Origin of the sequence: Neobacillus sp. GCM10023253 (genome assembly GCF_042653105.1) — a bacterium.
In the GTDB taxonomy this organism is placed as follows: domain Bacteria; phylum Bacillota; class Bacilli; order Bacillales; family Cytobacillaceae; genus Neobacillus; species Neobacillus citreus.
In genome coordinates, this window is sequence record NZ_JBHSHV010000018.1 from 1 (window position 1) to 21,615 (window position 21,615).

The following is a 21,615-nucleotide window of genomic DNA, read 5'->3' on the forward strand; positions in this document are numbered from 1 at the left end:
GGCTTTTTTATTTATTTATTCAGAAAAATACATCTCATTTCCACTTATTTGGAAATGTTTTTCAGTGGTCTCGGACGGTTCTCTTGTCTCATTCTGAGGTGCTGATTCAGGTTCCGTCTTCGGAGCACGGACTGAAGACGACTAAAAATGATGCATAAGAACCGTCCCCATGCATCAAAAGAAATCAAAAAATGCTGATTTGATTGGCGAGACTTTCTTTTCAAAAAGTTCAATCTCATTCTTGGAGCCTTTTAAGTAGCCCATTTCATAAAGTTCCCTTGGCCTTTTGTAGCCAAATAGGATGGCTGATAGGGAATTGATGTTGAGTTGAATCCCTTTTTTAGGGGGATGGACACATTGGCTGCCTGTTTTTTCTTTAAACATCTTTATTTCTCCGTTACCGAGCAGGTAGCTGCCATTATTCCATGGTGCGTGTGAATCTTCGAGATGCAGGAATAGGGACTCATTTTCATGCAGGAACGGAAATCTCTTTAAGCATTCCTCAGCATCCACGACCCTTGCCATAAAATAAGGCGTTACCTTCTGTTCCACATTCGGCTGCGGCAGAAAGTAAGGAAACGGATCATGACCAGCAAGTTCCATCGTCACTGTGTCAACCATGGAATCATGCTGGCAGAGAAAATTCCATAGCCCAATTCTAGCTTCATGTTCAAGTGCAACGAGCTCCTGCACCTCCATTTTTTGATCCTTTACATGATACAGCATATAACCCAAAGCCTCGTGTTCGGAACGGTAATAGACAGCAAGCTGGGAATGATCATCATACACGCTCCGCTTCCACCAATCGGTCTCACGCTTCAGCATCCCTGTATACTGACTGCAAAACTGCTGATAAATCCTTTCTATCTCCTCATTATGGGTATCTTTTGAATATCTTTTTATTAAACCCTGCTGTGGTTCGAGGAACTTCAGATTGATTTTTTCAATCGTCACCTTTTTCTTATCACTTAATATCTCCCACCCATATTTCCGATAAAAACCGATATCAAACGGGTGTAAAAGAGATACGATCTGATTATCATCATGCATCTGTTTTAAGGATTCGATCATGAGTGATTTGACGTAACCGGTTCTTCGGTATTCCGGGTAGGTAGCGACTCCGGCAATGCCGCCCATTTTCCATTCAGCATCCATCATATAAACGCTTAACGGGATAATATGTAGTTTGGCAGCCAGATTGTCCTCATCCCAGATTCCTAAAATTTTGTGGTTCTTCAATGCTTCTTTCCGAGCCGGTATACTGTCCTCTGGAACCTTATATTGGAATGCGTATTCAGATAGTTTCATAGTTTCTAGGTATTCTTCTTCAGTCACTTCTCTCACTAACAATAGGCCCACCCCTTTTCATTCATTGGATGTATTTTTTTAAAATAATGCATCCATAACCAATTTTACCAAAACCTAACAGACCTTGCACCGCATACCTTGCCCGTTTCCCCTGGTTCCTTTCCTCTAAAAATAAAAACAGGCGCATTTCTTGTTATAGAAATGCGCCTATCGCTAGATTAGTTGAAGCAGGAGAACCATCTCCACACTTCTTAGTATTTATAAGATTGTCCGCCATCAATTGGAATAACGGTTGCGTTGATGAAGTTGGCTTGGTCAGATAGCAGGAATGCCACTAAATAGCCCACTTCTTCTGGTTTACCGAAACGTTTCATTGGGTTTGGCTGAACAAATTGTTTTCCTACCTCTTCCCAGTTATCTGGATCCATTTGTTTTAATGAACCTTCGACCATCGGTGTCATGATGGCGCCTGGTGCGATGGCTTTGATGCTGATTCCGTATTGACCGTATTCAATTCCAGAGTTTCTTGTTAAGCCGACCACGCCATGTTTGCTTGCTGCATAGCCAGATTGGTTACCTACACCGCGAATACCACCAACAGAAGCAGTATTAACAATAGAGCCAAAGCCTTGTTCTCTCATGACTTTCAATACGTGTTTCATACCATAAAACACACCATTTAAATTGACGCCGACTACTTTTTGGAATTCATCAATGCCAAAATCCTCTGTCAGGTTTTGTTTTCCTTCGATTCCTGCATTGTTGAAGAAACCATCGATTTTCCCAAATTTCTCAACTGTTTCATTTACATAATTTTGAACCGCTTGTTCGTCTGCCACATTCGCAGTGATCAGTAATACTTCTGCGTTTGGTGCAACTTCTAAGACTTGTCTTTTCGTTTCTTCTAATGAAGCAGCGTTTAAATCTACAAGCGAAAGTTTGGCTCCTTCTTTTGCAACTTGTAAAGCTGAAGCTTGGCCTAAACCAGAACCTGCTCCTGTAATTAATACCACTTTCCCATCAAAACGATTACTCATGGAAATTTCCTCCCTTTGTTTTTTAAAAAAAATATTTCGAAATAAATTATCTCACATTAAAGATATATACCCATGAAAGGTCATCATTTACACTTAATTCACAGGATTTATTATTGCGCCGTATACCCGCCATCAACAGTCAAACTATTACCAGTCATGAATGAAGAATCATCAGAAGCCATGAATAATACTGCTTTTGCCATTTCTTCTGCTTTCCCCAGACGTTTCATTGGTGTGACTGCAGCCAAAGCCTGCTTGCTTTCTTCAGGGATAATTGGTGTGTCGATAAAACCAGGGCATAATGCATTAACACGAATATTTTGTTCTGCATATTCAAGTGCAAGGGAACGAGTTAAGTTAATCACGCCGCCTTTTGCCGCGTTATAAGCTGCTGAACCTGGTGATCCAACCCAACCGTACATGGATGCCGTATTGACAATCGCACCGCCGCCTGTTTTTAACATTTCACGGATGGATTCACGTGCTACTAAGAAGACACCATCTAAGTCAACATTTACGGTGTTGCGCCATTCTGAGTATTCTAACTCATGTGAAGGATGTACACGTCCAATACCCGCATTGTTGAAGACCACATCCACTTTGCCAAATGTTTCAACAGTTTGTTTAAAGATATTGGCAACCTCTTCTTCACTCGTAATATTTGCTTTTATAAAAAGAGCTTCCGCATTAAGCGTTTTCAATTCTGCTTCAAAAGCTTTACCTTTTTCCTCATTTAAATCAACAAGAACCACTTTGGCTCCTTCTGAAACGAATAAACGTGCTGTTGCTGCTCCAATACCAGATGCTCCACCGGTAATCACAGCTACTTTGTCTTGTAATTTTCCCATCCTAAATCCTCCTCGTATTCAAGAATTCTTTAGCACAGTCTAGAGAAAAATAATAGATATATCTATTATCTGTGCTTTTTTGTCCACAATTAAATTGTACTATTTTGTTCACATTTAACAATCATTAAGATATCATTAAGTGTCTACTATTTAGACACATAGGTTTAATTTGTCTATATTAATGGAGGTTTATTCATGAATAATGAACAAACTACGACATCTCAACGACAAAATCGAACAAAAGCACATTTAAAGCAAGCACTGATTGAACTCATAAAAGAAAAAGGGTACCATTCCGTTACAGTAAAAGACATTGTTGATCACGCTGCCTATAACCGCAGCACCTTTTATATCCATTACACAGATAAACTTGAATTGGCCGAGGATTTACTGGTATCCATGCTTCAGGGGTTAGAAAATTCAGTAGGCAAAGCCTATGTACCTGGTCAAAAGGTTTTTACAGCCAAGATAGGTGCCCCATCTTTTAATATCGTTTCTTACATCTATAAAAATCAGAATTTTTTCACATTGTTCAACTACGATGACACTCTACCAGGATTGCATACTCGGTTCCCTCAAACTATCATAAAAATCTATAAGGAACAATTTATTTTCGAAACGATCAACAATATCCCAGTTAATATGGATTATTTTAAACGCTATACAGCCTATGGCTTTTATGGACTCCTCCAGAATTGGATCGAAAATGGCTTCAAAGAAACTCCAGAAGCATTTATCCAAGAAGCCATTGAGCTAACAAAAACCCATATTTACTCATTTCAATATGTTGGACATAATAAATGAGGCAGAGGGACGGTTCTTCTGCCTCATTCTGCATGCTGGTCCATGTGAAACGCCTGAAATTGCTGAAAAGCCCTCATGTTTCTTGAGAGTATTACCAGTTTATCCGAGAGTAAATCTGTCTTATCCGAGAGTTTTTCTATTCTAACCGAGAGTATTCTGCGCTACTGAGAGTATTTTCCGTTTATCCGAGAGTACTGCCGGTTTATCCGAGAGTAAATCTGCCCTATCCGAGAGTATTCCGGGGGCCTTAAAGACAAATTAAAAACTGACTCAAATAAGTCGTCTTTCAACGCCCCTTGAGTCAGCCGCATTTTACTAAATATAAATACCCGTATTATATCTTACCTTGTGTTAGCTGGCCGCAGAAGTTAAATTATCTCCATCTTTTTTGTCACTAACAAGAGTCTTTTTTGTAAAAAAACTCACTGTAAACATAATCACAATATTGGCTGCAAGGGCAACAATTCCAATATTTAAATCTTGAATGGCGCTAGGAAGGGTTGGAAAAAGCATAGCCATAGTCGTTTTCGTAAAAGTAACATAGACAACAATCGCGACTCCGACGAACATGCCCATTCCAGAACCATATTTCGTAATGTTATTTTTCTTCCTTAAACTTAAATATAAGGAAGGAGCCATTTGTGTAATCAAACTGAAAGATGTCAAATATAAAGTAGCCAAGGTATTACTGTCACTCATCGAAAAGAAGGCACAAATGATAGATAATAGAACAACAAATCCTTTTGCAGTAAATGCTTTGCTTTTATCCGAGATATCAGATTTTAACGGTTCAATTACGTTCGTGGTAATCATGGTGGCAGCCGACATTAACATCATGGAACCCGGAACGAGTGTTGCTAGTAATCCAGTTGCCCCGATAATTCCGACAAACCACGGATCAAACGTTTTAATCGAGAGCTCTAATAAAGCAAAATCACCTTTTTCTAAACCTGGAAGTTCAACGATTGCGGTAAAGCCGACAAAGTAAACAAATAACACCATGAGTGCATAAATCGGAAGCAAGACAGCGTTTAAACGGAAGGCCTTTTCATTTTTCGATGCATAGATGGTTGGAGCATTATGTGGCCACATAAAGTAGGCAAATGCGCTAATCGCAACTGTGGAAATAAACCATGGTACACTTAATCCTTTAGCAGGCAGTGTAAGTGCATGCGGTTTTACTTCATTGACTGCATGGAACAGTCCTCCAATACTTCCATGATAATGAATTGGCAGGTAAATTCCTAAAAATAGAATAACAAAGAATATTAAGAAATCTTTAACGGTAGATGTCCAAGCGGATCCATGGATTCCCGATGCCATAACGTAAACCAGTAAGGCAATCATCCCTACCCATATTGCAGCAGTTGAAGGAATGGCTCCATAGGAAGTAGCAGCAACGAGAATTCCCATGGACTTAAATAGAATGGTAATATACGGAATCAATGCAACTACCCCTACAATAGCAACAAAAACTCCGAGTCCTTTACTATTATATTTTTTTGAGAAGAACTGAGATTGAGAGACGACATTGTTTTCTTTTGCGTATCTCCAAATTGGAGGTAAAATCCAGTAGGATGTAATGGTTCCTAAAGCTGTAAAAGCGAGCAAATAAAACGCTGCTGCCCCATTATTAAAGGCTAAACCACTGGTACCCAATAACGTAAAAACAGAATAGGTTTCACCCGCTAATAGTAAGAAGACAAATATTCCCCCAAACCCGCGTCCTCCTACTGCCCATTGCTCCATCCCCATCTCTTTCCCACGTTTAGCGAGGAGACCTAAAACAATACTTAGGACTAAGAATAAACAAATAATGATTAGTGCTGGATTCATTTTCCCTCCCCCTTATTAATAGGATCTAATCGATAAATAATGACCATAATTACGGAACAAAGAATAGCCCAAATAATAATCCAAAATAGGAAGAATGGTATTCCCAACACATACGGCTCCACTTTATTAACAAAAGCCGCTCCCCCCAGTATGGCGATAAAAGGCAAGATTGCTAATAGATAATATGGCTTCATCCTTTTCATCTCCTCTTTATTCATTTTAATATTTTTATAAAAGCCACTCAGATGACGGCTTACGCCATCTGAATGGTGGTTACCTGCTTATGCTTATAAAGATATAGCTGCTTTTGCTGCAGAACCAGGAACAAACTTACCATATCCAGGATTCTGCGTTACATTCTCCCCATCAAAAACCTCTACCCCACGTACAATCGTTGAAATCACCTTACAATTTAATTCCTGTCCGTCAAATGGAGATAGTTTTGAAAAAGATCTAAATGAATTCTGGTCGATGACCATTTTTTGATTTGGATTGATCACAGTGAAGTCAGCATCGTATCCAATACTAATCTGCCCTTTTCCTGGAATCGAAAATACTTCTGCAGGATGAGTAGACATTAAATTGGCAAATTCATTCGGTGATAGTCTTCCATTGGAAACAGTACTGTTAAACATTAATGGTGTCATAATTTCAACACCAGGAAGTCCGGAAGAGGCAAGAAAAATATTTTCATTCCCTTTTATTTTTTGTTCTGCACTCCAAGGAGCATGATCAGAAGAGATTAGATCGATGTTTCCTTCTTCAATATGCTTCCATAAGCCCTGAACTTCTTCTTTTTCCCTTAATGGCGGATTGTTTTTCGCAACCGGCCCGTATTTTTCTAAATCTTCCACATCCATTAACAAATATGGATAACAAGTTTCACAGCTTACTTTTACGCCTTGTGCTTGGAATTGCTTAATTAAATCAATCGTTCTTGGGTGACTCACATGGACAATGTGCAGCTTTACGCCCGTCCAGTACGCAAATTCCATTAACTTCAACACTGCACTCGTTTCCGTCAATGGCGGACGAGTTTCGTTATGAGCCTTAGGGTAAACCTTGCCTTCCTTTACATATTGATCAATCAAATCCACAATGATTTCATCGTTTTCCGAATGGAACGCCGCTCTTAGCCCAGTCTGTTCAATTAACTTCATTGCTTTCAAGATTTCCGTATCAGGAATGCGCGGAAAACGATACTCATCTGTTTCAAAAGTAGACATCTTAAAAGCAACTGCTCCAGCTTCTGCTAATGGAATGATTTGATCTGTTCCATTCCGCTTGGAAATCGTCCCCCATAAGCAAATATCTACAACTGCTTCCTTCTCTAACTGCTCCACTTTCTTTTTGAATATCTCGACATTATTGATTGGGTTTGGAAGATCGTACGGCATATCCAGGAATGTGGTAATCCCACCTGCTGCTGCGGAAGTACTTGTTGAGACAAAGCCCTCATTCGGGTTACTAAAACAGTGCACATGCACATCAATGACTCCAGGAAATACGTACGACTCACCAAAGTCCTTGATGTTGTCAGAATCTAAATTTCCCGTTCCTTCATGAATACTTACGATTTTCCCTTCGTTAATTCCCACCTCACCCTGAATAACGGAATCCTTTAAAACGATTTTTCCCCTAATGATGCGATCTACTTTATTCATGTTTCATCCCTCCGGTTAAATTTGATCTTGTATTTTTTCAACTGCATCTTTGAGTGCGATTACAATTTCCTCCACCCTTTTGTTTTCCAAGCGTTCCTTTGGTCCTGCAATACTCAAAGAAGCAACTAACTTACCATCACTATCAAAGATTGGCATTCCATATGCGGTAACACCGTAGTCAATTTCACTTACTGAAACTGCATAGCCTTTTTCTCGAATATCTGCTAAATGATTTTTCATTTCATCTATGCTTAAAATGGTGTGTTCCGTGTGCCTTTTAACCATATTTGTGTTAAATATTTCTTCAACAACACGGTCCCCCATATAGGCTAGTAATGCTTTTGAGGAGGCACCTCCATAAAGAGGGACAATTGTCCCCTGTTCAGAGGAAACCTTTATTGGATGCCCTGATGGAACAGATGCTAAACAAACCGCTTGTAAATTGGAGGGGACAAGTAAAATAGAGGTTTCTCCTGTTGCCCTTGTTAATTCCCTCATTGCATCTTGAGCAACGGCTGGCAAATTAATATCCATTTTGACAATTTTCGCTAACTTTAAAAAAATATAGCCTAAACTATACAGTCCTGGTGAATACTCAATAATGTATCCTTTTTCCTTCAGTACTCGCATATGTCGATATACGGAACTTTGCGGTTGTTGTAACTTCGCTGCGATTTCTGGAACAGAAAGCGTTCTTGATTCAAAATCAAACAACTCTAAAATTTCCAACGTTTTTTCTGCACTCACGATATTACCTTCTTTTTATCAAATATTGATAATGTATTATCTATATTTGATAATACATATTTTTAATCTTTCTTGCAAGCGGTATTATTCTCCATTATCTGAAAATTAAATTTAAAAAAGGCCCAATAACCTTAAAATAACAAGGTTACTGAACCTCCGAAAAATTCAAAAATAATGGACAGCTTTATTTAGAAAACTCCAGAACAGCACTCAACAAGGCTTTTGTTCCCAAATACAAATCTTCTTTCTCAGCCCATTCTTCCGGGCAGTGGCTTCTTCCATCTTTGCATGGTATAAAAATCATCCCTACCGGAGCAAGCAAGGACATTTGATTCGCATCATGCCCTGCTCCGCTCGGCAGCTCAATGACTTTGTCTGTAACCGTTCTGCATGAGTTCTCTAATAGGTGCTTAATTTCATCACGGACAATGATCGCTTTTGAACGTGAAACTTTTTCGGTCTTCAAACCTACATTTCTCCTGCTGGCAATCGAGTTCGCTTCTGATAAAAATTGACTAGCTACCTGATCAATTACTTCTTCAGAAATACTGCGAATCTCAACTTGAAATTCTACTTTTCCTGGTACAACATTGGAGGCATTCGGAAAATTATTAAAGACCCCAACCGTGCCAACAACGGGCTGTTCATACTTTTTCCCGGCAATTCGCTCGATAGCCAACGTCATTTCAGACGCAGCTGTAAGCGCATCATTCCTCATATCCATCGGTGTTGTTCCAGCATGATTTGGTAATCCATCTACGAAAATCTTAAAACGTTGTATTCCAACAATCCCGGTCACAACACCTAAATTGGCATTCTTATTTATTAGGACCGGCCCCTGTTCAATATGCAGCTCCAGGTATAAAGCAATCTCATCTTTTTCTTTTAGACACTTATTAATTTCCTTTGGATTTCCCCCGGCAAAAGAGATGGCTTCCGCTAAAGATTGACCATCTGCATTGGTATAAGACAACATTTCCGTTGTCAAGTTCCCAGACCAAGCTCGGCTACCAACAGTCGATAACCCATATTCAGAAGGCTCTTCGGCAGTAAAATCGACAATTTCAATCGTATGTTTAAGCTGAATGTTTTGTTCTTTTAAAGATTGAACAATTTCTAGTCCTGCAAGAACCCCGGCGATTCCATCAAATCTTCCTCCGTCTGGAACCGTATCCGTATGGGAACCAATCACAATGGACGGCAGGTTCGGTTCAGTCCCAATCAAACGTCCAATGACATTCGCTGCAGCATCCACCTCAACTTCTAAGCCGATATCCTGCATTTGATTTTTCAGCCATTCCCGGCCTTCGTTATATTTAGCCGTAAAAGATCGTCTTGTCCATGGTTTCCCTTCGATTGTAATGGCTGCTAAAGCATGAACCGTTTCCCATAATCTTTCCTTGTTGATCAATTCCATTTCTCCACCCCATTAATAGTTTAATAAAGCTGACATGTTACCAGCTGTTTCTAATATAATTTCAGATAAATTATCTATTGTTTCTTCAGTAAATTTTTGACTAAATCCCAGTATACTGACCGAACCTACTACTATTCCCGATTTAGCAAAAATAGGAGCGGCTACCGCACTAACTCCAATATCGAGTTCCCCATGGCTAACAGCAAAGCCCCTCGCTTTTATTTCCTTTAAATCCTCTAGAAGTTTCTCTTTTGAAACGGTTGTCGCTTCTGTAAATCTTTGCAAATCCCCTTTACTGATGATCTTTTCTACTTTCGGCTGGGGAAGAAAGGCTAATACAGCCTTTCCTGATGCTGCAGCATGTAAAGGAGAATATCTTCCCACGACTTGGGTAACATGCACGGACTGCTGGCTGTCAATTTTATCAATACATTCCACGTTTTCTTCAACAAGAGCTGAAAGTGTTACAGTCTCTTCACATTTTTTAGATAATTGCTCCAGCTCTGGCCTAAGCGCCCTTTGGAGGGCCTCATTTTGGTCAAAACGGTCAACAATGAGATAAAATTCCTCTGCTCTTAAACCATAATCCCCATTTTCCTGTTGAAAAACAAAGCCTCTTCTTTGTAGGGTTTTTAAAATTCTGAACATTGTTGATTTATTAATATCTACTTCTTTTGATAATTCTCCAACAGATATGGGCCGATTAATCATGGATAGATATTTTATTACTTGTAATCCTTTATCTAAAGTTAATAAAATTTCTGAACTTTCTTTAGTCATGCTTAACCTTCTTCACTTTCTGCACAACAAGATGCTGTACGTTATGACAAGAACAAGGATATTTATTTTCAATTTTTGCAACTAATTCATAATCATATCCATAACAATCCATAATAATATGATTTGCTTGATAGAATTCAATTTCTTTCTCGATTTCATCTAGGACAGCAGGTGATTTAGGATGAACAGCTGCAAAATACTTTTTCCCCATTACATTGCTCCATTTCACTTGAGCTGATTTTAGCTGCTCTGTGATTGGAACAAAAATGACAGTCGAATCATCACTTTGAATTCCTGCCACGGCTTCTTTCATCTCTTTAACTGGATAAATAATCGGAGTTTGATTGGATGTGCATTCAAACTCACTCATACAAAGAACGGCAATAGCATCAGATGATTTCTCGTATTCTTTTATTAATTTTTCAATTTTCTGCTCGATTAGCTGGTGATTAATATTTGCCATTCCATTTTTTAAAACAACATATAATTTTTCTTCCCCTGGCTGGTTTGCTAACCAATTGATTTTTTCCTGAGAAACATCATCCAGGGCGCCAATCAGCTGCAGCTCATCTACTCCACCTAAATGAAAAGCCTTCATTAAGTCCTCTCTTGGAGTTTGGCCAATTGTTAGTAACGTTATCATCCTATCCCCCCAACTTTGAATTTTGTTTCTATTATAGAAATAGTTGTTTCTATTTTATCTATAATAAAAATATTATCGAATGGAATTGGGATTGTCAATTTACTAAAAATCAAATTAGATTTGGGAGGAGTACGAGAATGATGGTAGAACTGTGTAACCCTTGCTTAAAATCCAACTGCCATTTTCGGCGTTTACTTTCCAAAGTAACGGTTTTCTTTACCTATTACAATCATTCCCTATACCAAAAAGCAAGAAGATCCCCCTGTGAAATATGCTAAAATTTACATTGAGGGGGGGGATTGTAATGATATTGGTGAGTTCGTGTTTAGCGGGGTTGGAAGTGCGATATAACGGTACACATAGTTTAAATAATGAAATTAGGAAACTAGTAGAGGAAAATAAAGCAATTACCATTTGTCCAGAATTACTTGGCGGCTTTTCAACGCCAAGAGCGCCTGCTGAAATCATAGACGGTAACGGTGAAGATGTTCTGGATGGTAAGGCGAAAGTAGTAGATCAATCAGGAAATGATGTTACCCAGCTTTATCTAAACGGAGCTTATGCTGCACTTGAAAAAGCAAAAGAAATAAAGGCGACTTTAGTGGTTCTTAAGGAAAACAGTCCGTCCTGCGGGAGTTCGATGATCTATAACGGCAGATTTATTGGCGAAAAAATAGAGGGAATAGGAGTCACTTCTGCCTTACTAAAAAGAAATGGATTTAAAGTCATTTCCGAAGAGCAATTTGCGGAAAGCTTACTTTAAAATATTGACACTTTATGGGGGATAAAATGCTCCAAATACTGAAGAATTCAAGTCAGTTGATTATTGTCATACACGAAATCTATGGCATTAATCAACATATGGAAGACTTTTGTAATTTATTATCAACACACGATTTTGATGTGATCTGCCCGAACTTGTTAGAGCGAGAACAACCTTTTACTTATTCTGAAGAAGAGATTGCCTACCATCATTTTATGAACAATGTAGGTTTCTCCGAAGCTGTTAAAAAAATAAAGAACCTATTGTTAGATGTTAAAAACGATTACGAAAAAATATATCTTATTGGATTTAGCGTTGGCGCAACTGCTGCTTGGCTGTGCAGTGAGGAAGATTGTCTGGATGGAGTCGTTGCCTATTATGGTTCGAGAATTAGAAATTACCAACAAATCGTGCCGCAATGTCCAACGGTTTTATTCTTTCCAGAAGAGGAACAATCCTTTAATGTGGATCAGTTAATTTCAAACCTTGTTCAAAAAAATATCGAGATCCATAAATTTAACGGTCAACACGGATTTAGTGACCCGCACTCTGCTAAATTTAATGAACAATCATTTCAAAATGCTTTTAACGAAGTGTTGAAATTTTTAAAGAAACACCATTAAGGGAACGTTCGTATTTACATTTTTTAATTTAAAATGGATAGTTTATGAAATATGAACACACCGGATAATCCACTTGCAGGAAGAACATAATATCTTTAACTTAAGATGCCAAGGTTTGACTTTTGCAAGGGAGAACAGTGATGCCAGTATCTTTAGAAATCATCTTTAGAACCTTAACTGCATTTATCATCTTATGGGTTTTTTTACATATTCTTGGGAAACAGACCATATTTCAAAAGACGTATCACCTTTTCATCGCTACGATTACAATGGGAACCATTGCAGGAAATCTAGCATTCAATATAAATATTAAGTTCCGGTATTTTATCCTTTCATTCGTTATAATGGGTGCCGTTATTTTCACATTGAATACCCTCACTGTTAAAAAACACCGCTATAAAGAATGGATTGCAGGAAAACCAATTTTCTTAATTCAAGAGGGAAAAATCCTGGAAGCATCACTTAAGAAGTTTGGTTATTCTTTAGATATGCTTACACAGGCATTACGAGGAAAAGATATCTTTAATATAGAAGAAGTTGAATGTGCCATTTTAGAAGTAAGTGGTTCTCTATCCCACGATTACGATAAAGACTGGTTCTTGGCAGAATTAAAAAAGAGAAACGTTCAGGTCTCTGAAATTTCCTACGCTGTTGTAGGATCAAAAGGAAACCTGTATATTGATTTATTTCGCGACAATTCAAGTTAAAAATATTAGGGCTCACAGCACTCTTGATGAGATTGCTGTGTTTATTTTTTTCAAGCCGCCTGATGGCAGGTCTTTTTGGTTTCACAGATTGACAAAACAGCGGCGGTTACGCTGTCGTTTGTTCAATCACTAAATTAATGCTTCGCCTGAAAATATGCCTCTTACCTTTGTTTTGCGTCATTCAAACTCGTGATGGAGGCTTTCCCTCTTGAATGATGCATAGGGACGGTTCTCTTGTCCCATTCCGCAGTGCCGGTTCAGGTTCCATCTCCGGCAAATGCAGCTGAAAACGACTGAAAATGAAGCAAAAGAACCGTCCCCATGCATCTAATTTAGGTTGACAGGTTTATTGTCTATGACTGATTGGTTATCTTTTACGGTTTGGTTGTTGCCTTTTACTTTGCGTTTAAGTACTGTTTTTCTAATGAATGGCTTTATCCAGCCGTCTAGTCCGATTCTTCCAGCATTAGCGCCTGCAAATAGGATTATAACTCCTAATAAAATATCTAATGGGTTCGAAGAAATCGTTCCAGCAAATAAATAAGAGAAGTTCATCAATAGACCAAAGAACATGGCAGCTGTTGTTAAGCATCCTAGTAATAATCCTAAACCAACAAGAAATTCACCTAAAGGAATAATCGTATTGAAGATATGGGCATTAGGCAATGCAACATGTTTTAAGAAATCAACATACCAGCCAAAAACAACCGCACCGTCAGGACCTTTAACTGGGTTAGCGATTGCTCCTTTTAAAAATCCCGAAGCGTCAAAATCTCCGCTTGATAATTTGTGCCACCCCGCCGTGAGCCAAACGTAACTAAGATATAAACGAAGAACAGTTAAAATACCAGATGCAGTTTTGCTTTGTCTTAACCAATTTACTAACATTAACAACACCTCCGCAATTTAGTTTCGATACATCCACAGCATAGCAAATGTATTTTGGCTTCAGGGAGGATTGTTCAAGATTTAACAATCTCTTAAAATAAATTCAAACAAAAGCAAAAAAATTTTAACAAATGAAACTATTTGTTACACGAATGTAGCAGAAATTCAGCTGTTACTATTTTTAATAATGTTCTTCCAGTAGTGTCAGGCTTTTAAATCTTCCTCAAAATCTTGTGGATGATGTTTCGCTCGGAAGTTAACGATATGTATGCTGTGCGTGGGAGTAAGTAGCTGTATAACGAATGGGCTGCGATTTCCGGAAGTAAACAATGGAACCCTAACTTTTATACTATTTCGACGCCTGATACAAAAGACCTCTATCAGGCGGTTTATGTAATAAAAAAAGACTTATTTAAAAATAGCCTAAAACGATTCAAACAAATAATGATTTTCGCTATAATTACAAATTAAAGGGGGTGCTTACAGATGGAGAATCACGTTAGATTGTCTGGTACTTCTTCCACTCATGTAAAGCCTATTATTGGAAAGGCGATACTTTGCATGGGGCGAGACATTTAATTTTATCGCTGAATAAGCTTTTCTAATATGTTGGCTTTGCACCTTATTTTTCAAAAAGAACCTTTGTTCCTTCTGTAATTGCTTTGGTGAAGTTGCCTATGTTTCCACGGTAACGAAAGCAAAAAAACCTAAAAACCCTGATTATTACAAGTCGATTGGCAATCTTATTTGCGCCGATGGCAGCGAATGCAATAAAAAAATGACCAATGTCGACTATTTAAATGCTTTTGTGAAAGAGTCATTAGGAATGTGAAGCTTGAAACCCCTTTTTTCTCTCAGCTTTACCGAATAAATTTCTTAAATTTATTTTTCAAAAATAAAATTTGGCGCATTTCTTCTTAATAGAAATGCGCCAAATAGTGTAACAAACCTATTTCTTTTCTTACTATGCCGGTTTAGGGTCCATCTCCGGCAATTGAGCTGAGAACAGCTAAAATGATGCAAAAGAACCGTCCCCATGCATCCTTATTTTTCTTTTCCAACCATGAGTTGTTTTTATCAATTATAAGTCAGAGATCATTCCGCCATCTACTACAAATTGGGCTCCAGTTGAATAGCTTGAATCATCAGAAGCAAGGTATATAACTAAATTAGATACTTCTTCTACTTCTGCTCTTCTTCTTAGAGGAATATCTTGTTCAAGTTGCTTTAGATATTCTTCTACATCTGGTTGGTCAGCCATAGGAGTTTTGATAATTCCTGGATGTACAGAATTTACACGGATGTTATATTGTCCAAGCTCAGCAGCTGCACCTTTTGTCATACCAGTTACAGCATGTTTAGAAGCACTATAAGCAATAGCCGTTGGTGCACTCACCAAACCATCTACAGATGAAATATTAACAATGGAACCTACACCAGCTTTTTTCATAGAAGGCACTACTTTTTGCATTCCTAGGAATACTCCAAGCTCATCTACTTTAAATGTTAATTCAAAGTCTTTGACAGTTAGTTCTTCCAATGTTTTGAAGATACCAATCCCTGCGTTATTTACTAACACATTGATAGGACCAAAGGTTTCTTCTGTTTTTGTTACAACTTCTATCCAATTCTCTTCACTAGCAACATCTAATTTAAGTGCGATTGCGTTTTCCCCTAATTCATCGGCTAGTTTTTGTGCACCCTCCAAGTTAAGGTCAGTAATGGCTACTTTTGCTCCTTCTTCCACGAATTTACGAGCATGCATAGCACCCATACCTTGTGCTGCCCCTGTAATAATGGCTACTTTACCGTCTAGTTTACCCATGATGCATTCCTCCAATTTTATATAAAAATTATATACTTTTAACAACTGTAAGGAAAAATCAACTAACTTATCGACCTCACAACTATTATTTGTCAACGGAATATTTTTTATTTTAGAATTAGCCGGCTTCAATATATAATTACTATTCAACAAAAAATAAATCTCAGTAGATCTACTGTATTGGCATGCCTTTTTTGCTTTTGGTACTATACATTAAGTAACTTTTAGTTATCTAATATACTTTATGTAACCATAATATCCCTCGAATTTGTATTAGTCAAACAAAATGTCTCGAATTTGAGATAATTTCATTCAACAAAATATGAATAATTACAACCAATTACTTCTCCCATAGCCTCCCATTATAATGATGATTAGGATGCAAGTTATTCTGCAGGAAAGAAGGACAATATATGCTATTTTATATAATTGCCATCCTCGTTATTATGATGGATCAGCTTTCTAAGTTTCTAATTCGGGCCTACATTGATATCAATGAAACATTTTCATTATGGGGAGTACACCTCACACATATCGAAAATAGCGGAATGGCAGGAGGGTTATTTCAAGGTAATGCACGACTCTTCGGGGTTGTAGCTGTGATTTTTGTAATAGGTGTTTTATATTTTCGAAGAAACGAAGAAATGAAGGGTGCCCTCATCGATAGTAGTTTTGGATTCCTAGTCGGAGGAGCGATTGGAAATGGCATTGATAGACTTTTGTTTGGGCAGGTGACAGATTTTATAATTCGCTCCGGTGGAATTCTTAACTTGGCCGACCATGCAATCGAGATGGGGGCGTTCCTGCTTATTATTTATGGGGTCGTTAGATGGTTGAAAAATAAGGACTAGATTCTCCTGCAAATGCTTTGGCGATTAAGAGACGGTGTTTCCCGTCTACTTATTTAGCTTATCTAGCTTGTCAGCTATAGTTCTTAAAATATTATTTTTTTCCTGCTGTATATTAAGGAATTTAACCAGAAACCAAATCACAAATACAATAGGAACTATGTAAAATAAGAAAGTTACGATTGGAAAAATTGCATTCATTTGCGAACCTCCATTTGTTTTGGATAATTATACCACAGAAAGTTACGAAATTATGTTATCAATTTATATAAGTAATCAACAGTACGATGACCATATGCAGTGCTTATAATCAGCATTTACCAAAACGTTACAAACAAGCTTTGAAATTTTTTATATAATACATTTAAAGCTGATTTTTGATAGTTGTAAAAAAACGGCTGAAAAAGGGGGATTCTGTTTTATGCAGCACATTGACACATTACTTCGCGAATATGGGTTGTACCATAAAAAATCAGATATTATCTTAGCATTGAAGAGTTCTATTAAAATAGAAAAAACAAAGGTAAACGCGTTTATTCCAATTGGTTCTTCGAAATTAGGAGGTTTGCCAGATCTGCCTGATGAAATGGAATTCCCCAAATATGATAAAGGCTACTTAACGTTTGTCGGCCAATTTAACCTTAAAGAAATAAAGCCATATGATAAAGATAACTTGCTTCCGAGCAACGGGATATTGTATCTTTTTTACGATGTCGCTGAGCAGCCTTGGGGCTTTGAAGAGGATGAGGGATGCTTTAAAGTACTTTATTTTGATGGTGATTTGACCGCATTGAAAAGAAAAGAATATCCGGAGATCACCAATGACTATTATCCATTAAATGCATACCAGGTGAATTTCAAGAACGTCTCTACGATATCTGAAAATCCTGCTAATCTTACATTTGAAAACGAAGACGACGAAGAGCGCTTTTGGAACTTTCGTCAAGAATTAATGCAGCAGGAAGATGAAGAAGGCAACACATCCCCCGCTCACTACATGCTTGGCGAACCATTTAACGTGCAAAACGATGTGTTTGAAGAGCTTTACGACGACGAAAAGGAACCGGTATTATTGTTCCAAATCGACTCCGATGAAGAGGATTTAGGGGTGATGTGGGGCGATTGCGGGCTGCTTTACTTCTGTATCAAAGAAGAAGAATTAGCGAATAAGCAATTTGATAGAGTAAGGTTCACCTTACAGTGTTTTTAATACTTGAAAGAGCATGAAGTTGCTAAAAGGTCTTCACCGAACTGCGTAACAGTATAATGTATTAATTTAAAAAGATTTAATGTTCGCCCAAGCTATTTCAATGTTCTTAACATAAAATAAAATATAATAATCCATTATTAAACTCTAAATGAGTTTATCCCCCAAAAGCATCATTTGATGCTTTTTTTTATCCACAAGGAATTTACAGAAGACGCAATGATAAATTTATTGTTACAACCCCAAAGAAAATCTTTAAAATGTAGAAGCAAATACATAAATTATTCACAGCAAATAATATAGGACATGGAGAAGTTCCTTTTAATTGAAGCGCCTAAAACGCTTCTTTTTTTACTTCGCATTTAGATCAAATAAGGATAACTTTAGCTTTATATTATCCATCTTTTTTATGTATTTTTTATTGTTTAAAAGAAAATAATTACATCAATACCTATAGAAGGAGATGATTGTATGACAAACAGCAATGGCATCCGAAGCATATTAGGTATAGATGTTCGGGCGCGTTCCTCTGTTAATGATAGTGAGGAATATGATCCTTTTAAAAACCCAATCATTCATAAACAAATAAACGGACGAGTTATAGTACCACTTAATACCACAAGACTATGGGGGAGGTAACTCCCCCTGCTTCGCATTTCTTGGTCAAATGCAAAGTTAATCATTAATTGATTCTTCAACTGCCCTGTTAGACAATAAGAAAACGGAATCGCCGCAGACATCCCATCTTTAACATAAGAATTCCGTTTGCTTGATAAGAAACAGCCGCCAAAAATGGCAGCTGAATCTTTAACCCCAAGTAGCTGGGACTATTATATATCAAAATCAAACTAATCCTATTTGCTTTCATTTGTATTATTGATTAGCTGTTTAACCAATTTTGCAATTGTTTTTTGCGTCATGATACTAAACATTTTCTTAAAAATTCAAACCATTTCTAACAGCAACCATGATGGAATGGATAGCCGCCATACCCATGATGGAACGGGTAACCGTCAAATCCGTGATGGAATGGGTACCCTCCATAACCCATACCGTAACCAGGATATCCTCCATATCCCATACCATAACCAGGGTAGCCTCCATATCCCATACCATAACCAGGGTAGCCTCCATATCCCATACCCATACCATAACCCATACCGCTTCCAAAGAATTGTCTTTCCATTTTATATCTCCTCCTCAATTTGTTTCAAAAATAGTGTATGTGTCCCTATTTACAAAGGAATAGATATTTGCCTATTTGTAAACTTTTCTTCATTGTACTTTTATTAGCAAAAGTCTAGAATTTTACTTTTTTCTTGTTACACGAAACAGGCCGGTTTGACAATAAAAAAAGCCACGTTGGGTCATTAAATAATTGTGTTTCTTCAGTATTCGCTATATTTTGGATAAGTGACCATAACTATTGCTCGTGGGGTCATTTTCAACCATCTAGATTGATGAATATCTCCCCTAAACTTTAAATAGATTAGAATTTTTATTTTAATCGTGTTGTTATCGTTTTTTCCAGTAATTCCAATATTAAAAGTGTCATTTAATCATCATAATCTTTCTTAAAGAGCAATTCCTTTGGGATCTCAGTACCCCGTGAACCACGAATGTCTGTTTCCTTCATTTCTGTTGGGTAGAACACAATGAAGTTTTCAAGATACATTGAAGCAATTTTTTTGGGTAAAGCCTCCAGTTCCGGGTGCCATGCTACAGTCCCCCTTCTGGCACTTACTACCATCACAAGATCCGTTGATTTAACATTATTTAAATGATTTTTATAAAAGGAGTTCCAGCTATCGATGGATTCGAACTCGATTTTTACATTAGGGTGTACTTGCTGAGATGTCTTTTCATACATGTCTAAATCATCACGAATGACGAGACCCTTCATTGTAGCACTGAGCTGTGAGGCAATGCTCTTCATAATGGATATGGAATCAGCAAAACCTGGTTTGTGCACGATATTATTGGGCAACAAAAGAATGACCCTTTCAATCGTATTTAACGGTTGCTTGATAGTGGTTATAAGCGAGCGTTGATACGTATGTTCAAGGAAATTATCAATGACTCTCCCGAAGATTTTTCGGCCTCCTTCGCTTTTGCCATCCCACCCCACAATGATGGTTGTGATTCGTTCTTCCGTAGCGGCGCGTTCGATCCCTCTTCCAATATTATAATCCACCCGTGTCAACAGCTTAACAGCAACATCTGCCCCTGATGCATACATGACGGAGTGTTCAAGCATTCTTTCTGCTTGAGCTACTTCATTGTTTGCTTGTTTTAAGTCTTTTTGAACGACTGATAATGGGTAAAGCGGCTCTTCTGTCTTTTTTGCCTTTTTTACGACAAATCCTAAATCCAACAGGGATTCCATTGTATCTGGATTTACCATCGGGATTAATATACGCTCAGGAAGTGTTTCATCCATTACCGATTCCTCTCGTGCAATGGCTAATTTCCTGCCATATTTTTCGCAGAAGTACGGGCCCATAATACACGTAACTAAAATAATAATAATGACAGCATTTATGATTTGCTGGTCAAATAAACCAAGGCGATATCCAACAAGTGTTATGGCTAAGGTTGCTGCTGCATGTGATGTAGAAAGCCCAAACATTACCTTCCTTTCCGCTGTGGAATAACCATATACTTTCCCTGTTGTCCAACTGGCAAACAGTTTACTGCCAATCGCTACAATTGGGATTAACAAGGTTAGTAGGATCGCATCGGAGCTGGTTACAAGAACACGAAGATCCATTAACATACCCACGGATAATAAGAAGAAGGGAATAAACAATGCATTTGCCGTAAATCTGATTCTGTTCATTAATGGACCATGATCATAAATGTATCGATTCAGGGCTAAACCGGCCAAGAATGCTCCAATAATTGGTTCCAAGCCCACAAATAATGATATCGCCCCGGCGACGAATAGAATGGCCAAGACGAAGTTAAATTCGATCGTTCCTTCATTATTGGAGCGTTTAAAGAACCACTTTGTCAGGGAAGGGGTGATTAGGAGAACAACTACAGCAAAGAGCGTTGTTGCAATAATCAAGTACATCCAAAATCCAAAGTTTAAATGGCCTTCAGCTGCCCCTGTTATGACAGCAAGAAACAGCATAGCTAGACTATCTGTTAATAATGTACCGCCAATCACTGTTGTCACAGCTTTGTTTTTCGCAATGCCAAGCCGGCTTATGGCGGGATACCCTAAAGGCGTATGGGAGGAAAAAATGGTACCAAATAAAATGGCCGATAATATACTGAGATTCAGCCATAAACCTAATATGACTCCAAGAATTAAAGGGATTGAAAACGTGAGTAAGCCAAATAAAATACTGCGATTTCTGTATCTTTTGAAACCATCTAGATCCAGCTCAAGTCCTGCTATAAACATGATAAACAACAATCCGACTGTTCCAAGCAATTCGATTGTTGAATCACGTGCCAATATTTCCAGCCCGTTTGGTCCGATAATAATTCCCGCGATAATGGGACCGATAATTGCAGGCACTTTTAATTTTCCCATGAGTATAGGGAACAGCAGAAAAATTAACACAGCTAAACCAAAAATTAGAACTGGCTCCTTCAGTGGTATAGGCATCATAAATCCTCCTCACTTTCGTCAAACCTCAACTGTTATGATCGGATATTT

Annotated in this window: 21 protein-coding genes; 7 read left to right on the forward strand and 14 right to left on the reverse strand. The window is 37.9% G+C overall.

The genetic code is table 11. The features are described from left to right. Positions 1–174: 174 nt before the first annotated feature. The 3 genes from ACFPA1_RS20600 to ACFPA1_RS20610 form a co-directional block, all read right to left on the reverse strand. Positions 175–1,344 (reverse strand): GNAT family N-acetyltransferase, encoded by a 1,170-nt coding sequence (locus tag ACFPA1_RS20600; RefSeq protein WP_378585332.1) that lies wholly within the window; start codon positions 1,342–1,344, stop codon positions 175–177. A 215-nt stretch (positions 1,345–1,559) separates the two neighbouring features. Then, positions 1,560–2,345 carry an SDR family oxidoreductase gene (locus tag ACFPA1_RS20605; RefSeq protein ID WP_378585114.1) on the reverse strand — a complete coding sequence of 262 codons (786 nt, stop codon included), beginning with the start codon at positions 2,343–2,345 and terminating at the stop codon, positions 1,560–1,562. Between the two features lie 110 nt (positions 2,346–2,455). Continuing rightward, on the reverse strand, positions 2,456–3,193 hold the full coding sequence (locus ACFPA1_RS20610) for an SDR family NAD(P)-dependent oxidoreductase (RefSeq protein WP_378585115.1): 738 nt from the start codon (positions 3,191–3,193) through the stop codon (positions 2,456–2,458). 195 nt (positions 3,194–3,388) lie between these two features. Here ACFPA1_RS20610 and ACFPA1_RS20615 point away from each other — a divergent pair, with 195 nt between their 5' ends. Next, positions 3,389–3,997: a TetR/AcrR family transcriptional regulator gene (locus ACFPA1_RS20615; RefSeq protein WP_378585117.1), complete on the forward strand. Its 609-nt coding sequence runs from the start codon at positions 3,389–3,391 to the stop codon at positions 3,995–3,997. 351 nt (positions 3,998–4,348) lie between these two features. Here ACFPA1_RS20615 and ACFPA1_RS20620 read toward each other — a convergent pair whose 3' ends face one another. The 7 genes from ACFPA1_RS20620 to ACFPA1_RS20650 form a co-directional block, all read right to left on the reverse strand. Then, positions 4,349–5,833: a sodium:solute symporter family protein gene (locus ACFPA1_RS20620; protein WP_378585118.1), complete on the reverse strand. Its 1,485-nt coding sequence runs from the start codon at positions 5,831–5,833 to the stop codon at positions 4,349–4,351. Continuing rightward, positions 5,830–6,027, reverse strand: a complete 198-nt coding sequence (locus tag ACFPA1_RS20625) for a DUF3311 domain-containing protein (RefSeq protein WP_378585119.1) — start codon at positions 6,025–6,027, stop codon at positions 5,830–5,832. Before ACFPA1_RS20625 ends, ACFPA1_RS20620 begins: the two co-directional genes overlap by 4 nt. Before the next feature lie 93 nt (positions 6,028–6,120). Then, positions 6,121–7,497 (reverse strand): dihydroorotase, encoded by a 1,377-nt coding sequence (locus ACFPA1_RS20630; protein WP_378585120.1) that lies wholly within the window; start codon positions 7,495–7,497, stop codon positions 6,121–6,123. A 15-nt stretch (positions 7,498–7,512) separates the two neighbouring features. Next, positions 7,513–8,244, reverse strand: coding sequence for an IclR family transcriptional regulator (locus ACFPA1_RS20635; RefSeq protein WP_378585121.1), 732 nt, complete (start codon positions 8,242–8,244; stop codon positions 7,513–7,515). Between the two features lie 184 nt (positions 8,245–8,428). Beyond that, positions 8,429–9,661: a Zn-dependent hydrolase gene (locus ACFPA1_RS20640; RefSeq protein ID WP_378585123.1), complete on the reverse strand. Its 1,233-nt coding sequence runs from the start codon at positions 9,659–9,661 to the stop codon at positions 8,429–8,431. Between the two features lie 12 nt (positions 9,662–9,673). After that, positions 9,674–10,441: an IclR family transcriptional regulator gene (locus tag ACFPA1_RS20645; RefSeq protein WP_378585124.1), complete on the reverse strand. Its 768-nt coding sequence runs from the start codon at positions 10,439–10,441 to the stop codon at positions 9,674–9,676. Then, positions 10,434–11,084: an AroM family protein gene (locus ACFPA1_RS20650; RefSeq protein ID WP_378585126.1), complete on the reverse strand. Its 651-nt coding sequence runs from the start codon at positions 11,082–11,084 to the stop codon at positions 10,434–10,436. The genes ACFPA1_RS20645 and ACFPA1_RS20650 overlap by 8 nt, the downstream gene beginning before the upstream one ends. Positions 11,085–11,388: 304 nt before the next feature. On the opposite strand from ACFPA1_RS20650, the gene ACFPA1_RS20655 reads away from it, so the two are divergent. From ACFPA1_RS20655 to ACFPA1_RS20665, 3 genes are all read left to right on the forward strand, one after another. Further along, entirely contained in the window at positions 11,389–11,847 is a 459-nt protein-coding gene (locus ACFPA1_RS20655) for a DUF523 domain-containing protein (protein WP_378585127.1), read from the forward strand. Positions 11,848–11,873: 26 nt separating this feature from the next. Continuing rightward, positions 11,874–12,470, forward strand: a complete 597-nt coding sequence (locus ACFPA1_RS20660) for a dienelactone hydrolase family protein (RefSeq protein ID WP_378585128.1) — start codon at positions 11,874–11,876, stop codon at positions 12,468–12,470. A 140-nt stretch (positions 12,471–12,610) separates the two neighbouring features. Beyond that, positions 12,611–13,177, forward strand: a complete 567-nt coding sequence (locus tag ACFPA1_RS20665) for a DUF421 domain-containing protein (RefSeq protein ID WP_378585130.1) — start codon at positions 12,611–12,613, stop codon at positions 13,175–13,177. A 327-nt stretch (positions 13,178–13,504) separates the two neighbouring features. Here the strand turns inward: ACFPA1_RS20665 and ACFPA1_RS20670 are convergent, their stop codons facing one another. Beyond that, positions 13,505–14,065: a DoxX family membrane protein gene (locus tag ACFPA1_RS20670; RefSeq protein WP_378585132.1), complete on the reverse strand. Its 561-nt coding sequence runs from the start codon at positions 14,063–14,065 to the stop codon at positions 13,505–13,507. A gap of 1,081 nt (positions 14,066–15,146) precedes the next feature. Continuing rightward, entirely contained in the window at positions 15,147–15,890 is a 744-nt protein-coding gene (locus tag ACFPA1_RS20675; RefSeq protein WP_213146250.1) for an SDR family NAD(P)-dependent oxidoreductase, read from the reverse strand. A 413-nt stretch (positions 15,891–16,303) separates the two neighbouring features. Between ACFPA1_RS20675 and lspA the strand changes: the two genes are divergently transcribed. The 3 genes from lspA (at position 16,304) to ACFPA1_RS20690 (ending at position 18,584) form a co-directional block, all read left to right on the forward strand. Further along, positions 16,304–16,741, forward strand: coding sequence for a signal peptidase II (lspA, locus tag ACFPA1_RS20680; protein ID WP_378585134.1), 438 nt, complete (start codon positions 16,304–16,306; stop codon positions 16,739–16,741). A gap of 418 nt (positions 16,742–17,159) precedes the next feature. Continuing rightward, positions 17,160–17,948: a YwqG family protein gene (locus ACFPA1_RS20685; protein WP_378585136.1), complete on the forward strand. Its 789-nt coding sequence runs from the start codon at positions 17,160–17,162 to the stop codon at positions 17,946–17,948. Positions 17,949–18,416: 468 nt separating this feature from the next. Next, a complete protein-coding gene (locus ACFPA1_RS20690) occupies positions 18,417–18,584 on the forward strand; it encodes a hypothetical protein (RefSeq protein ID WP_213118486.1) in 168 nt (55 codons plus the stop codon). A 316-nt stretch (positions 18,585–18,900) separates the two neighbouring features. Here the strand turns inward: ACFPA1_RS20690 and ACFPA1_RS20695 are convergent, their stop codons facing one another. Together ACFPA1_RS20695 and ACFPA1_RS20700 are read right to left on the reverse strand one after the other, a co-directional pair. Continuing rightward, positions 18,901–19,131 carry a hypothetical protein gene (locus ACFPA1_RS20695; RefSeq protein WP_378585138.1) on the reverse strand — a complete coding sequence of 77 codons (231 nt, stop codon included), beginning with the start codon at positions 19,129–19,131 and terminating at the stop codon, positions 18,901–18,903. A 369-nt stretch (positions 19,132–19,500) separates the two neighbouring features. Beyond that, a complete protein-coding gene (locus ACFPA1_RS20700; RefSeq protein ID WP_378585140.1) occupies positions 19,501–21,567 on the reverse strand; it encodes a cation:proton antiporter in 2,067 nt (688 codons plus the stop codon). Positions 21,568–21,615: the final 48 nt, after the last annotated feature.

Coding starts and splice junctions, on each gene's coding strand:
- ACFPA1_RS20625 (WP_378585119.1), bottom strand. CDS start 6,027: ATGAAGCCATATTATCTATTAGCAATCTTGCCTTTTATCGCCATACTG.
- ACFPA1_RS20685 (WP_378585136.1), top strand. CDS start 17,160: ATGCAGCACATTGACACATTACTTCGCGAATATGGGTTGTACCATAAA.
- ACFPA1_RS20615 (WP_378585117.1), top strand. CDS start 3,389: ATGAATAATGAACAAACTACGACATCTCAACGACAAAATCGAACAAAA.
- ACFPA1_RS20690 (WP_213118486.1), top strand. CDS start 18,417: ATGACAAACAGCAATGGCATCCGAAGCATATTAGGTATAGATGTTCGG.
- ACFPA1_RS20655 (WP_378585127.1), top strand. CDS start 11,389: ATGATATTGGTGAGTTCGTGTTTAGCGGGGTTGGAAGTGCGATATAAC.
- ACFPA1_RS20650 (WP_378585126.1), bottom strand. CDS start 11,084: ATGATAACGTTACTAACAATTGGCCAAACTCCAAGAGAGGACTTAATG.
- ACFPA1_RS20620 (WP_378585118.1), bottom strand. CDS start 5,833: ATGAATCCAGCACTAATCATTATTTGTTTATTCTTAGTCCTAAGTATT.
- ACFPA1_RS20675 (WP_213146250.1), bottom strand. CDS start 15,890: ATGGGTAAACTAGACGGTAAAGTAGCCATTATTACAGGGGCAGCACAA.
- ACFPA1_RS20605 (WP_378585114.1), bottom strand. CDS start 2,345: ATGAGTAATCGTTTTGATGGGAAAGTGGTATTAATTACAGGAGCAGGT.
- ACFPA1_RS20670 (WP_378585132.1), bottom strand. CDS start 14,065: ATGTTAGTAAATTGGTTAAGACAAAGCAAAACTGCATCTGGTATTTTA.
- ACFPA1_RS20630 (WP_378585120.1), bottom strand. CDS start 7,497: ATGAATAAAGTAGATCGCATCATTAGGGGAAAAATCGTTTTAAAGGAT.
- ACFPA1_RS20695 (WP_378585138.1), bottom strand. CDS start 19,131: ATGGAAAGACAATTCTTTGGAAGCGGTATGGGTTATGGTATGGGTATG.
- ACFPA1_RS20645 (WP_378585124.1), bottom strand. CDS start 10,441: ATGACTAAAGAAAGTTCAGAAATTTTATTAACTTTAGATAAAGGATTA.
- ACFPA1_RS20665 (WP_378585130.1), top strand. CDS start 12,611: ATGCCAGTATCTTTAGAAATCATCTTTAGAACCTTAACTGCATTTATC.
- lspA (WP_378585134.1), top strand. CDS start 16,304: ATGCTATTTTATATAATTGCCATCCTCGTTATTATGATGGATCAGCTT.
- ACFPA1_RS20700 (WP_378585140.1), bottom strand. CDS start 21,567: ATGATGCCTATACCACTGAAGGAGCCAGTTCTAATTTTTGGTTTAGCT.
- ACFPA1_RS20640 (WP_378585123.1), bottom strand. CDS start 9,661: ATGGAATTGATCAACAAGGAAAGATTATGGGAAACGGTTCATGCTTTA.
- ACFPA1_RS20660 (WP_378585128.1), top strand. CDS start 11,874: ATGCTCCAAATACTGAAGAATTCAAGTCAGTTGATTATTGTCATACAC.
- ACFPA1_RS20610 (WP_378585115.1), bottom strand. CDS start 3,193: ATGGGAAAATTACAAGACAAAGTAGCTGTGATTACCGGTGGAGCATCT.